Below are 12,039 nucleotides of genomic sequence, written 5' to 3' on the forward strand. Positions count from 1 at the left end.
CAGGGTCAACCGATCAGCGAGCCTGATCGGCAGGAATATGCCGCCGCACCATCGCAAGCGCGAGCAACACCGCCGCCATCGCCGCACCTAGCATCAGCAGATAGGCGAATGCCCCGCCCGCCGTGATGACCGCCGCGCCTGCGAACGCGCTGAGAATCGCGCCGACGCGTCCGAATGCCAGCGCCGAAGCCGTGCCCGTCGCGCGTACGCTGGTCGGATAGACGAAGGCGCACAGCGCGTAAAGCGTCGATTGCACCGCATTCACAAACAGCCCATGCAGTCCCAGCCCGGCAATCAGCCACCCCGTATGCTGCGTCGCGCCCACGCCGAGAATCATCCACGCGCTCGCCGCGCCGCCGGCACAGCACAACAGCATCGGCCAGCGCGAGCCCCAGCGGGAAATCGCCAGCGCGCAACCCAGCGCGCCGATCACGCCGCCCAGGTTGTAGGCGCTCAGTCCGTAGCCCGCGAGCGAGACGGACAAGCCTTCGGCGGTGAGCATCGAAGGCAGCCAGCTAAATGCGCTGTACACCGCGAGCAGGCACATGAAAAACGCTGCCCAGATTGCGGCGCTATCGGGCGCGCGGCCATCGCGGAACAACGCCGTAAAGCCGACATGTTTTTCCGCGCGTTGCTCACGCAGATCGGTGAAGGTGGCGTCAGGCGCAACGTCGCGCGCCATGCGGCCGAGCAGACGCGCGAGTTCCGGCCAGCGCGGCGAGCGGCGCGCGAGAAAACGCGGCGATTCCGGCAGACAGGCGAGCAGCGCGACAGCCAGCACCAGCGGCAACACGCCGCCCGCGACGAACAGACCGCGCCAGCCGTACACGGGCAGCACTTGCGCCGCGAACAGTCCCGCGAGCATGCCGCCCAGCGGCACACATACAATCGTCGCCGTAACTGCGAAGGTACGCAGGCGCGCGGGCGTGTATTCGGCGGTCATGGTGGTCGAACTCGGCAACGCGCCGCCAATCCCAAGGCCCGCCACGAAGCGCAGCGCCGCGATCACCGCAATATTGGGCGCAAGGCCAATCGAACAGGTCGCCGCGCCGAACACCAGCACGCTGCCGATCACAGCCCAGCGCCGCCCAAAGCGGTCCGCGAACAGTCCCGCACAGGCGCTGCCGATGCCCATGCCGATCAGTCCCGCCGCCACCACGGGCGCGAACGCGTTGCGCGTAATGCCCCACTCCTTGATGAGCATCGGGATCGCGAAACCAATGAGCTGGCTATCGAATCCGTCGACGACGATCGACAGCGCCGCCAGCACCACCACGCACTTTTGCAGCAACGTGAAGGGACCGTCGTCGAGCGCCTGGCCGATATCGACCGCAGCGCCGCCATGCGCGATTCCGGCCTGCGCGGCCTGCGCGGCGCGGTCGGCGTCGGCGGCTGCGGAGGCCGCAGGGGAATAGTTCATCGAATTGTCTCCATCGTTTTTGTTGTTGGTGCATGCGCGCTTTAGCGCGTCACGCTGGCGTCCACCAGACGCACGAGTTGCAGCAGCGTTTCCGTGCAAGGCACCGCCATCGGCACGGCACGCGCGGCCTCGACCACCGCGCCGTTGATCGCCTCGATTTCGGTTCTGCGGCCCGCCAGCACGTCCTGCAACATCGACGGCCGATGCGCGCGATGATTGGCCAGCGCATGCCGCACGTTCCCGACCATATGTGCTTCGTCGACGGCCACGCCGCTGGCGCGCGCGACGGCCGCCACTTCGGCGACGATCTTCAGCGCCAGCTCAGGGCCGTCGGGCACGTTCGAGAGTTCGCCCACGGTGCATTGCGTGACCGCGCAGAGGCTGTTGAGCGCCGCATTGAACGCGACCTTCTCCCAGATCGTGATCCACACATCCGGGTCGGCGCTGCAGGCCAGGCCCGCCGAATTGAGGGCCGCCACCGTGCGCGCGACGCTCACGCGCGTCTCGCCGTCGGCGCTCATCAGGCGCGTCATGCCGCTGCCATGCGAGCTCACACGGCCCGCCGAGGGTTTGTCGGCCGGCCACGTCGTCACGCCCACCATGATGCGTTCGCGCGGCACGCTGCGCGCCAGGCGTTCGACGTTGCCGAGCCCGTTCTGCAATGACAGCACCGATGTATGCGGGCCGATCAGCGCACGCGCCGCATCGAGCGCCGCTTCGGTGTGCATCGTCTTCGTAAAGACGATCAGCAGTTCGGGCGCGCGCTGCGCCGCTTCGGGCCGCAAGGCGCGCAACTTCGTGACCACGCGCTCGCCCGCGTCGGTGGCAAGGCGCAGGCCGTCGCGGCGGATCGCCTCCAGATGCGCCTCGTCGATATCGAGCAGCGTGACGTCGTGCCCCGCCTCCGCCAGCAGGCCGCCGAACAGCGACCCCATCGCCCCCGCGCCGAGAATCGCTATCTCCATCGCTTCATGCATTGCCGTCTCCTTGTCGCGTTGTTCTCTATAGCGTCGTCAGGCGACGACGATTTCCACCAAGGCTGGCCCCTGTGCAGCCAACGCCTCGCGTAATGCACCGGCCAGCGGCGCGGCCTCGCTCACGCGTACGCCCGCGCACCCCATGCCCGCCGCCAGCGTCACGAAATCAAGGCCGGGAAGATCGGTGCCCTGCACCGGATCGTCCTTCGCAAAGCCAAAAACCGGCGCGAAATCCTGCAAGGCCGCGTAGCGCGAGTTATTGAGGATCACGAAGGTAATCGGCAATGTCCATTGCACCGCGCTCCAGATCGCCTGGATCGAATACATGCTGGAGCCATCGCCGATCAAGGCGATCACGCGCTCGCCGGGCCGCGCGAGCGCCGCGCCAACCGCTGCGGGCATGCCGTAACCCAGACCACCGCTGTCCATTGTCAGGAAGCTGCCTGGGCGCACCATCGGCAGATATGTCTGCATGACCGGCCGCGAACTGGGCGCTTCTTCCACCACCGGCCCGTGCGGATCGCGCACTTCGGCGAGCGTCTGCAACGCAAATGCCACCGACATGCGCTCGCCTTGTTGCGGCGGCATCGCGCGTGGCGGCTGTGCGCGCGGCGCGGGCATCGCGCGTTCGGGTCGTGCCGCGCGCGCAAGCAGATCCTGCACGCCCAGCCGCACGTTGCCGACGGCAATCAGGCCTTCGGGCGTCCAGGCGGCCACGTTGGGATCGTCGATCAACTGGCACAGTTGCGCGCCGGGCGGCACATGCGGCCCCTGGCCTTCGACGTGATACGTGAACGCGGGCGCGCCGATCGCGAAGATCGCGTCGTGCCCCGCGAGCAGATCGACGATGCGTTCGCGCATCGCCGGCAAGAAACCCGCGAACAGGCGATGGGTTTCGGGGAAGCTGCAGCGACCGGTCATCGGCGCGACGAATACGCGTGCGCGATGGCGCTCGGCCAGCGCCACGACGTCTTCCACCGCGCCCGCCCGATCCACCGCGCCGCCCACCACGAAGGCAGGCCGCGCGCAGTCATCGAGCAGCGCGCCGATACGCGCGAGCATCGCCGGTTCGGGGCGCAGCGTGTGCGCGAGTTCGCGCTGGGCAAGCGGCTCGGCGGGCTGGTCCCAGTCGTCGACCGGAATCGACACGAACACCGGCCCGCGCGGTTCCTGCATCGCCATCGCATAGGCGCGAGCGATCGCGAGCGGCACGTCCTGGGCGCGCGCCGGTTCGATGCTCCATTTCACATAGGGTTTGGGCAATTCGGCCGCCTGGGTGGCGGCGAGGAACGGGTCGAACGGCAGGATCGAGCGCGCCTGCTGCCCCGCCGTGATGACGAGCGGCGTGCGGTTGCGGAACGCCGTGAAGATATTGCCCATTGCGTTGCCGACGCCGGCCGCCGAGTGCAGATTGACCAGCGCCGCGTTACCGGTGCTCTGCGCGTAGCCGTCGGCCATGCCCACCACCACGGCCTCCTGGAGGCCCAGCACGTAGCGGAAATCAGCGGGGAAATCGCGGAACATCGGCAACTCGGTCGAGCCAGGATTCGCGAAGATCGACGTCATGCCGACGCGGCGCGCGAAATCGATAACCGCGTCGCGCACGGTCAACGCCGTGTTGCCGGGGGATTGCTGGGATTGAGTCTGCTGCGGCGCGCTACCTGTCATTGCGCGATCTCCTGTCTGTTGAGCCCGTCAAATCGGGCACGTTGAATCGTCGATCGATTATCAGCGTCCCTCGGGTAACCGAAAATTGCCGATTCCGGCAAAAGGCATTACCTTTGGGCATGACTTACAACCTCCAGCAACTTCAGGCCTTTGCGACCATCGTCGAGTGCGGCAGCCTAGGGCGGGCGGCGGAAACGCTGCACATCACCCAACCGGCGTTGAGCCGCGCGGTGCGCCGCCTCGAAGAACAGGTGGGCGCGCCGCTGTTCGAACGCCATTCGCGCGGCATGCATCTGACCGCCGTGGGCGAGGCGCTGCTGCCCCACGCCATCCTCCTGCAACGCGAAGCCGAGCAGGCTCGCGAAGAGATCGACGCCATGCGCGGTCTGGCGCGCGGCACGATACGCGTGGGCGCGGTGGGCAGCATAGCAAGCCTGGTTTTGCCGCTCGCGGTGAGTGGCGTGCTGGCGCGCTGGCCGAATCTGCGCGTGGAAATCATCGAAGGCGTGTGGGACCGGCTCGCCGATGCGCTCGTCAAACGCGAAATCGATCTAGCCCTGAGCATGGCCGTGCCCGATACCGACGAAATCACAGCCATTGCGGATTGCCGCTGGGAAGACGCCAGCTACGTGGTGGCGGCGCTCGATCATCCGCTGCGCAGCACGCCTGGCTTGACGCTCGCGGACACGCTCGACGCGCAATGGGCGATACCGCCGCGCGGCACCGGCCCATTCGAGCATATGCAGCAGGCCTTCGCGGAACAGGGTCTGGGCTTGCCGAACGTGGTGGTGGAAACGCGCTCGGTGACGGTCCTCAAGAGCCTGGTGGGCAGCTCCCGTTTCCTGAGCTGGATGGCCTCGACGATGTATGTGACCGAGAGCAAGGCGGGCGTATTCGACACGCTCGAAATGCCCGGCGTGGTGGGACGACGCACGCTTACGGCGTTCCGCAGGCGTCAGGGCATCTTGCCGAGCCCGGCAGTGAAGCTGCTCGAACAGTTGCGGCTGCAGACCGCGCAGACCGCGCAGACGGCGCAGAGGGCCTAAGCGTCCGGTGAGCTTGCGGGCGCAAGCGATGCGGCGCGCGCGAGCAGCACTTCGCGATCGCGCGTGTTCTGGGTGAGCGCAGCGGCGCTTTCGAACGCCGCACGCGCTTCTTCGATGCGCCCGAGTTTCGCGAGCAGGTCGCCGCGCACGGCAGGCAGCCACGGATACTGGCGCAGCACCGCTTCCTCGTCCAACGCTTCGATTAACGCGAGCGCCGCTTGCGGCCCCTGCGCCATACCTACCGCCACCGCCCGGTTCAGGCGCACCACGGGCGACGGATCGAGGCGCAACAACGCATCGTAAAAGCCGACAATGCGCGCCCAGTCGGTCTGTGCGGCGCTCGGCGCGCTGGCGTGGCAGGCCGAAAGCGCGGCCTGCAGCGCATACGGCCCGAGCACGCCCGAAGCCGCCGACGCGCATTGCTGCGCGCGCCCAAGCGCTGCGAAGCCGCGCCGGATCAGCAGCCGGTCCCAGCGCGTGCGGTCCTGATCCGCCAGCAGCACGGCGCGTCCCGCACGATCCACGCGCGCAGGCAGGCGCGACGCCTGCAACTCCATCAGCGCGGCTAGCCCATGCACTTCGGCTTCCGCTGGCGCAAGTCCGGCCAGCATGCGGCCCAGCCGCAACGCTTCCTCGCAGAGCGCCGGGCGCATCCAGTCGGCGCCCGAGGTAGCCGCATAGCCTTCGTTGAAAATCAGATAGATCACTTCGAGCACGGAAGCCAGGCGTTCGGCACGCGCCTTCGCGTCGGGCACTTCGAACGGCACGTTCGCTGCCGCGAGCGCACGCTTTGCCCGCACGATGCGCTGCGCAACGGTGGCCTCGGGCACCAGAAAGGCCCGCGCGATTTCGGGCGTGCTGAGGCCGCCCAGCAGCCGCAGCGTGAGCGCCACGCGCTGCTCGCGCGGCAGCACGGGATGGCAGGCGACGAACATGAGCCGCAACAGATCGTCGCCGATTTCGTTCTCGCGCGCGGCGTCGACCGTATCGGCGATATCGGGGGCGAAATGCGCCTCCAGCGCTTCAAGATCCGCACCGATCGCTTCGTGCGCGCGGGCGTGCGCGGCCGCGCGCCGCAAGCGGTCAAGCGCACGATGTTTGGCGGCGGTCATGAGCCACGCTCCGGGGTTGGCGGGGATGCCGCTCGCGGGCCAGCTTTCGAGCGCCGCGACCAGTGCGTCCTGCGCGGCATCCTCGGCGAGGCCCACGTCGCGCAGCAGACGCGCGGCGTGAGCGATCACGCGCGCGCGTTCGATGCGCCAGACCGCCTCAATCGAACGATGGATCGCGGCGAGCTTCGCGCCGTCCTGAGCCACGCCCGCGGCCGCATCCTGAGCCATCAATGCGCGCCCTTCTCCACCGCTTCGGGCGACATATACATCAGCTCCCAGATATGGCCATCTGGATCTTCGAAACTGCGGCCGTACATGGCGTCGCCGCAATCCATCGGCGGCCGCTTCGAGGTGCCGCCTGCCGCCAGCGCCTTGTCCACCAGCGTATTGACTTCATCGCGCGACTCACACGACAGACAGGTGAGTATTTCGGTCTGCTCGCGAGCGTCCACGAGCTTTTTATCGGTGAAGGTGCGCATGAAATCCGTAGTGAGCAGCATCGCGAAGATGTTGTCGCCGATCACCATGCAGGCGGCCTTGTCATTGGTGAATTTAGGCTCGAAGCGAAAACCAATCGCGCCGAAGAAGTCCATCGAGCGCTTCAGATCGCTCACGCCCAGGTTGACGAAGATGTGCTTGTGCATGATCGTTTCCTTAATTAACTGAGGTCTGGATATTGATTCGGAAGCCAAATTATTTAAATTTGCTTTGTGTTTCGAGTTTGCGAAAGCGTTCGATGCTTTCCAGATGTTCGAAGTCATCGAGTTCATAAAGTTGACGCACTTCGATCTCGCCGTCCATGTCCTTGCCAAAGGGCGCCGGAAACCGCCGCGCCCATTCGAGCGCTTCGTCGCGCGAGCGCACCTGGATCAGCGTATAGCCAGCGATCAGCTCCTTCGTTTCCGCATACGGACCATCGACGATATCGGGTTTGCCGTCCTTGTAGCGCACGCGAAAGCCGTTCGCACTGGGCTGCAATCCCGCGGCATCGAGCAGAACGCCCGCTCGCGCCAGTTCCTCGTGGTAAGTGGCCATATCGGCAAAGATGGTTTCGTCCGCGGGTTGCTCGCCGGCTTCGCTTTGCGCATTGGCGCGCACCATGATCATGAATCGCATTGCGTGCTCCTGTTCCTGTTTGTGTCGATCGTGTCGATCGTGCGGGTCGCAGGTTGATGAAAGCGGCATCGTGCGATGCGCTCATTGACACGACGCGCGACGCTCGCATAAATCGACAACACGCCACGATTTTTTTCTCGAACCCAGGGAAAGCACCTGGATTTGTGGCTAACGGAAGCACGGCCCCGTTTCGCGCACCTCGACGCTTGCCCATTGCGCCGCCGGGCAGGCTCGCGCGACGGCCAGCGCGTCTTCGCGCGTGGCGCAATTGACCAGGAAATAGCCGCCGATCATCTCTTTCGCTTCGGAAAACGGGCCGTCCACGATGCTCGTGCGCCCTTCGCGTATCTCGATGCGCGCGGCATCGGTATCGGAAACCAGCGATTGCACGTCGAGCAGCACGCCACGCGCGTCGAGTTCTTCCGCGAATTCCACCATGCGCGCGTAGAGCGCTTCGCCTTCGGCTTGAGTACGCGATTCGCGCTGGCCGCGCGGCTCGCTAATAAGCAGCAGGTATGCCATGTAGTGCCTACTCCATAAGATCCGTCACGGTTCAGGAAGCTGACGCGTCGTAAGCATAGCGCGCGTAGCGATCCTGTTCGCCAGCACAGCGCAATGCGCCCCCGAATCCGAGCGATCACCACCATTGCCCCATCTGCTCAATATGAAAGATCTTTAATCCTTGCGGCATTCAAGGCCCCCACCTCCCATCGCTATCCTGCTGGACAGCTGAATCCGCCGTCACGATCGCCCGGCAATCAGCGCGCGACAGCAGGCCTGCGCCACGCCAGGGCGCGTACGGCACTTTCCATATTTGATGAAGGATGGGATTCATGAGCACCGGACAACCCGCTGGTTTGACCGAGCGGACCACGCGCGCCATACAGGACGTGCTCGCAGGAAAAAAGAAAGGCGTGTTGACACGGCTTCTGTTCGCTGGGCCCGCCGTGATTGCGTCGATTGCCTACGTCGATCCCGGCAATTTCGCGACCAATCTGCAGGCGGGCGCAGAATTTGGCTATTCGCTGCTTTGGGTCGTGCTCTCGGCCAATATCATTGCGATGCTTTTTCAGGCCTTATCGGCAAAGCTTGGCATCGTGACGCAAAAGAATCTCGCCCAGATTTGCCGCGAGCAATTACCGCGCAAACTTGTCTACGCAATGTGGGCCGTCAGCGAGATTGCCGCCGTCGCTACCGATCTCGCCGAATTTCTGGGCGGTGCAATCGGCCTGTCCCTGCTCCTGCATCTCCCGCTCGTGGAAGGCATGATCATCACCGGCATCGTCACTTATGCAATCCTGCTGATGGAACAACAGGGCTATCGCCCCATCGAACTCGCTATCGGCGCGTTCGTGTCGATCATCGCGTTGTGTTATCTGCTGGAGATGCTGGTGGCACCCGTTTCATGGGGCGCTGCGGTGCACGGCATGCTGGTTCCGCATCTGGGTTCGAGCCAGGCGCTGGCCGTTTCCGCCGGCATTCTGGGTGCCACGGTGATGCCTCATGCCATCTATCTGCATTCCGGTTTGACGCAAAACCGCGCCCCGGCAAAAAACAACGTTGATCGTCGCAAACTGCTCAGCTTCTCGAATAAGGAAACGGTGATCGCGCTGACGCTTGCAGGCATGGTCAACATGGCGATGGTGGTCATGGCTTCCGCAGCCTTCCATGCCGGTCACGCCGATATCGCCGAAGTCGAGACGGCTTACCGCACGCTCACTCCATTGCTGGGTGCGGGCGCCGCTGCTGTGTTTCTGGTTTCGCTGCTCGCTTCCGGGATTTCCAGTTCGGTGGTCGGCACGATGGCCGGGCAAATGATCATGCAAGGCTTCGTGGGCTTCCCTATTCCCGTCTGGATCCGCCGCCTCGTGACGATGTTGCCAGCTTTCGCGGTGATTGCACTGGGCGTGAATGCCACTGACGCACTCGTCTACAGCCAGGTTGTCCTGAGCTTCGCCTTGCCGGTGCCGATGATCGCCTTGATCGTCTTTACGAGCCGACGCGACATCATGGGAGAATTCGTTAATAGCCGTGGCACACGCCTGGCAGCACTCGCGGGTACGACCGTCGTGCTCATTCTGAATACCGTTCTGATTCTGCAGACGTTTGGCGTTGCCATTCCTGGCTTGCCCGCGGCGTAAAATAACGCGGCGGCCTCCGGCAGCAGCATGACCGGGCGCTGTCCATTCTGGTGGTCCTTGTTGAGAACCACCAGAATGGACAGCGCCTGTTCTGGTTTGTAGACCATTACGCCGCTCACGAGCCTTCGAACCGACAACCACGGCGAACACATGCACCCATTGGCCCATATTCTGGTCGTGGACGATGATCCCGCCATGCGGGAACTCATTGGCGACTATTTGAAGGAAAACGACTTTCGTGTCGCGACTGCCGCAACGGGCGCGGAAATGGCGGCTGCACTCACTGAACACGCCCTCGATCTGGTCGTGCTCGACCTGAAACTGCCGGATGCCGATGGCACGCAGATCGCCCGGCGCGTGCGCGAGACCTCGTCGCTGCCGATCATCGTCGTCACCGGGCGTCTGGATGAAGCCGATCGCGTCATGGCGCTGGAATTAGGCGCAGACGACTATCTGACCAAGCCGTTTAGCCTTCGGGAACTGCTCGCCAGGATTCGCACGGTGTTGCGCAGAGCGTCGACGACGGCGGCCGCCGCAACGACAACCGGGCGCCATGCTGACGCACGCGCCTATCGGTTCGATGGTTGGGAATTGAATATCGGTACGCGCCGGCTGACCTCGCCGGGCGGCGAAGCCATCGTCCTCACGAATGGCGAATTCTCGCTTCTGACCGCCTTTCTTTCCGCGCCGGGACATATCCTGTCGCGCGATCAATTGCTGGAAGCGAGCCGCATGTATGACGATGTGTACGACCGGTCGATCGACGTGCAGATACTGCGGCTACGCCGGAAGATCGAGGTCGATCCTTCGAATCCCCGATACATCAAGACCGTGCGCGGGGCGGGATATATATTCTTCGATCAGGTGGAAAAAGTCAGTTCCGCGTCGATACAACCCAGGTAATCGACGCGTACGACTCAGTTGCTGGCGCAACGATTGTCTTCGCTATCTTCAGATGCGTCATTGCGCGGCCTGACGAAACATCTCGCCGCAATCATGCCGACTTCGTATAGTGCAATCAGCGGCACTGCTAGAATCAATTGCGAAAATACATCGGGCGGCGTGACGACCGCTGAAACAACAAACGCCCCCACTACCACATAGGCGCGATTGGACCTCAACTGCGCCACGCTCACCAGCCCGATGCGCACCAGCAAGACCACGCAAACCGGCACCTCGAATGTCACGCCAAACGCCACGAACATCGTCATCGCAAAGCTCAGGTATTTGTCGACGTCGGTGTTCATCGCTGCGCCCAATGGCGCGTTATAGTGCGCCATGACGCGCAGGATATTCGGGAAAACGACGAAATAAGCAAATGCCATGCCGCACAGAAAGAGCGCGTAGCTACTGCACACGAGCGGCGCAATCAGCCGCTTTTCGTGCTGATAAAGCCCTGGCGCGATAAACGCCCACAGTTGATACAGCACGAAAGGCAGCGCAATGAGGAAGGCAACCAGGAGCGTCACCTTCATCGGCGCAAAGAAGGAACCGGTCACGTCCGTGACGATCAGTTTGCCGTCATGTGGCAAGTTTTCCATGAGCGGCCGGGCAAGCAAACGGAAGATATCGGGCGCCCAATAAACCAGACAAAGGAATGGCACCAGCACCGAAATCCCGGCGCGAACGATGCGGGTGCGCAATTCGACCAGGTGTGAGATCAGCGACTCGGATTCGGGCGCTGCTGCGGGTATGAGTTCGTTCAAGCTGGCTCTCCCGCACCTGGATCGCACAACCGTGACGCTTCGCGCGGCGACAAGCCTGGGACTTCCTGTAACGCTGCTCGGGCAACGCTTGCGGCGTCCGACGTCACTTTGCGCCGACGCGCCGATGCCCGCTTGTACCACTGTGGGAGCGTGACCTGCCGGCCGCGCCAACGGCGGCGTCTGGCGAGTATCAGGTCGATGACTTCATTTGATCTCGCCATCGGCAGCGTCGTTTGAGGACGCGGATTTTCGGCGACGGGGTCGCTAGTGGGGGCGGAGGACGCCAGCTTCATGACAGCCTTTGCACTCGCATCGATTTCGCCGATACCATCGCGAATCGACGATTCCAGCAGCCGCGCCGATGCGGCTGCTTGCTGGGCGGCCTGCCTGAATTCCGCGAGCTCTATCTCGCGTGTCACCTCTTCCCGCACGCTGTGAATGTAGCGTTGCGCGCGTCCAAATAACGCGCCGCTCGTCCGCACCACACGCGGCAGCCGTTCAGGACCGAGAACAACGAGTGACACGACGCCAATCACCGCCATCTTGGACAGTGCAAAATCGAACATACTCTGCTCCTGCGGCGCTTGTCGCGCAGCCTTTGGCCGATCAAGACATCCGCGCCGCGCCGGCATCCTGGCGCTCTGTACTGCCAGGCTCCGCCTTGACGGCCTCAGGGAGCGAGTCGACTTCCTTCATGCCTTCCTTAAAACCCTTTACCGCGCCGCCAAGGTCACCGCCAATATTGCGCAGCTTTTTAGTCCCGAACACCAGTGACACGATGACGAGCACGATGATCCAATGCCAGATACTGAGGCTGCCCATAAAGCTTCCTTACAAGATGTGTTGACTATCC

At 63.9% G+C, this 12,039-nt stretch carries 13 protein-coding genes; 3 read left to right on the forward strand and 10 right to left on the reverse strand.

Annotated features, from left to right (window positions below; translation table 11 throughout):
* Positions 1–13 precede the first annotated feature (13 nt).
* The 3 genes from F3J17_RS15345 to mdlC are packed head-to-tail and all read right to left on the reverse strand — an operon-like array spanning position 14 to position 4,065.
* Complete coding sequence (locus F3J17_RS15345; RefSeq protein WP_167059932.1) at positions 14–1,420, reverse strand: MFS transporter; 1,407 nt, start codon at positions 1,418–1,420, stop codon at positions 14–16.
* Positions 1,421–1,461: 41 nt separating this feature from the next.
* Entirely contained in the window at positions 1,462–2,385 is a 924-nt protein-coding gene (locus tag F3J17_RS15350) for a 2-dehydropantoate 2-reductase (protein ID WP_167060476.1), read from the reverse strand.
* Between the two features lie 48 nt (positions 2,386–2,433).
* Positions 2,434–4,065 carry a benzoylformate decarboxylase gene (gene mdlC / locus F3J17_RS15355; RefSeq protein ID WP_167059934.1) on the reverse strand — a complete coding sequence of 544 codons (1,632 nt, stop codon included), beginning with the start codon at positions 4,063–4,065 and terminating at the stop codon, positions 2,434–2,436.
* Between the two features lie 119 nt (positions 4,066–4,184).
* Here mdlC and F3J17_RS15360 point away from each other — a divergent pair, with 119 nt between their 5' ends.
* On the forward strand, positions 4,185–5,111 hold the full coding sequence (locus F3J17_RS15360; protein ID WP_167059937.1) for a LysR family transcriptional regulator: 927 nt from the start codon (positions 4,185–4,187) through the stop codon (positions 5,109–5,111).
* On the opposite strand, the gene F3J17_RS15365 is transcribed toward F3J17_RS15360, so the two are convergent.
* The 4 genes from F3J17_RS15365 to F3J17_RS15380 all read right to left on the reverse strand — a co-directional run bounded on the left by F3J17_RS15365 (position 5,108) and on the right by F3J17_RS15380 (position 7,861).
* Positions 5,108–6,451 carry an RNA polymerase sigma factor gene (locus F3J17_RS15365; RefSeq protein ID WP_167059940.1) on the reverse strand — a complete coding sequence of 448 codons (1,344 nt, stop codon included), beginning with the start codon at positions 6,449–6,451 and terminating at the stop codon, positions 5,108–5,110. The genes F3J17_RS15360 and F3J17_RS15365 overlap by 4 nt on opposite strands.
* The gene (locus F3J17_RS15370; RefSeq protein ID WP_167059943.1) at positions 6,451–6,867 is read right to left on the reverse strand and encodes a VOC family protein; all 417 of its coding nucleotides are present in this window, start codon (positions 6,865–6,867) and stop codon (positions 6,451–6,453) included. The genes F3J17_RS15365 and F3J17_RS15370 overlap by 1 nt, the downstream gene beginning before the upstream one ends.
* A 49-nt stretch (positions 6,868–6,916) precedes the next feature.
* Positions 6,917–7,339 (reverse strand): YciI family protein, encoded by a 423-nt coding sequence (locus F3J17_RS15375; RefSeq protein ID WP_167059946.1) that lies wholly within the window; start codon positions 7,337–7,339, stop codon positions 6,917–6,919.
* Between the two features lie 168 nt (positions 7,340–7,507).
* Positions 7,508–7,861, reverse strand: coding sequence for a YciI family protein (locus tag F3J17_RS15380; RefSeq protein ID WP_167059949.1), 354 nt, complete (start codon positions 7,859–7,861; stop codon positions 7,508–7,510).
* A gap of 311 nt (positions 7,862–8,172) precedes the next feature.
* Between F3J17_RS15380 and F3J17_RS15385 the strand changes: the two genes are divergently transcribed.
* Together F3J17_RS15385 and F3J17_RS15390 are read left to right on the forward strand one after the other, a co-directional pair.
* Positions 8,173–9,480: an Nramp family divalent metal transporter gene (locus tag F3J17_RS15385; RefSeq protein ID WP_205194806.1), complete on the forward strand. Its 1,308-nt coding sequence runs from the start codon at positions 8,173–8,175 to the stop codon at positions 9,478–9,480.
* Between the two features lie 150 nt (positions 9,481–9,630).
* Positions 9,631–10,383: a response regulator gene (locus F3J17_RS15390; RefSeq protein WP_167059955.1), complete on the forward strand. Its 753-nt coding sequence runs from the start codon at positions 9,631–9,633 to the stop codon at positions 10,381–10,383.
* A gap of 14 nt (positions 10,384–10,397) precedes the next feature.
* On the opposite strand, the gene tatC is transcribed toward F3J17_RS15390, so the two are convergent.
* Genes tatC through tatA form a run of 3 tightly spaced genes read right to left on the reverse strand, consistent with a single transcriptional unit; the run spans position 10,398 to position 12,008 of the window.
* Positions 10,398–11,186: a twin-arginine translocase subunit TatC gene (gene tatC, locus F3J17_RS15395; RefSeq protein ID WP_167059958.1), complete on the reverse strand. Its 789-nt coding sequence runs from the start codon at positions 11,184–11,186 to the stop codon at positions 10,398–10,400.
* Complete coding sequence (locus F3J17_RS15400; protein ID WP_167059961.1) at positions 11,183–11,752, reverse strand: Sec-independent protein translocase subunit TatB; 570 nt, start codon at positions 11,750–11,752, stop codon at positions 11,183–11,185. The genes tatC and F3J17_RS15400 overlap by 4 nt, the downstream gene beginning before the upstream one ends.
* 40 nt (positions 11,753–11,792) lie before the next feature.
* Positions 11,793–12,008: a Sec-independent protein translocase subunit TatA gene (gene tatA, locus F3J17_RS15405; RefSeq protein ID WP_167059963.1), complete on the reverse strand. Its 216-nt coding sequence runs from the start codon at positions 12,006–12,008 to the stop codon at positions 11,793–11,795.
* Positions 12,009–12,039 lie beyond the last annotated feature (31 nt).

The sequence above is a fragment of the Burkholderia sp. Ax-1719 genome (genome assembly GCF_011753055.1).
In the GTDB taxonomy this organism is placed as follows: domain Bacteria; phylum Pseudomonadota; class Gammaproteobacteria; order Burkholderiales; family Burkholderiaceae; genus Paraburkholderia.

Excerpts from the sequence above, each read along its gene's own strand:
- tatA (WP_167059963.1), bottom strand. The coding sequence starts at position 12,008 with ATGGGCAGCCTCAGTATCTGGCATTGGATCATCGTGCTCGTCATCGTG.
- F3J17_RS15400 (WP_167059961.1), bottom strand. The coding sequence starts at position 11,752 with ATGTTCGATTTTGCACTGTCCAAGATGGCGGTGATTGGCGTCGTGTCA.
- F3J17_RS15375 (WP_167059946.1), bottom strand. The coding sequence starts at position 7,339 with ATGCGATTCATGATCATGGTGCGCGCCAATGCGCAAAGCGAAGCCGGC.
- F3J17_RS15390 (WP_167059955.1), top strand. The coding sequence starts at position 9,631 with ATGCACCCATTGGCCCATATTCTGGTCGTGGACGATGATCCCGCCATG.
- F3J17_RS15345 (WP_167059932.1), bottom strand. The coding sequence starts at position 1,420 with ATGAACTATTCCCCTGCGGCCTCCGCAGCCGCCGACGCCGACCGCGCC.
- F3J17_RS15370 (WP_167059943.1), bottom strand. The coding sequence starts at position 6,867 with ATGCACAAGCACATCTTCGTCAACCTGGGCGTGAGCGATCTGAAGCGC.
- F3J17_RS15385 (WP_205194806.1), top strand. The coding sequence starts at position 8,173 with ATGAGCACCGGACAACCCGCTGGTTTGACCGAGCGGACCACGCGCGCC.
- F3J17_RS15365 (WP_167059940.1), bottom strand. The coding sequence starts at position 6,451 with ATGGCTCAGGATGCGGCCGCGGGCGTGGCTCAGGACGGCGCGAAGCTC.
- F3J17_RS15380 (WP_167059949.1), bottom strand. The coding sequence starts at position 7,861 with ATGGCATACCTGCTGCTTATTAGCGAGCCGCGCGGCCAGCGCGAATCG.
- F3J17_RS15350 (WP_167060476.1), bottom strand. The coding sequence starts at position 2,385 with ATGGAGATAGCGATTCTCGGCGCGGGGGCGATGGGGTCGCTGTTCGGC.
- F3J17_RS15360 (WP_167059937.1), top strand. The coding sequence starts at position 4,185 with ATGACTTACAACCTCCAGCAACTTCAGGCCTTTGCGACCATCGTCGAG.
- mdlC (WP_167059934.1), bottom strand. The coding sequence starts at position 4,065 with ATGACAGGTAGCGCGCCGCAGCAGACTCAATCCCAGCAATCCCCCGGC.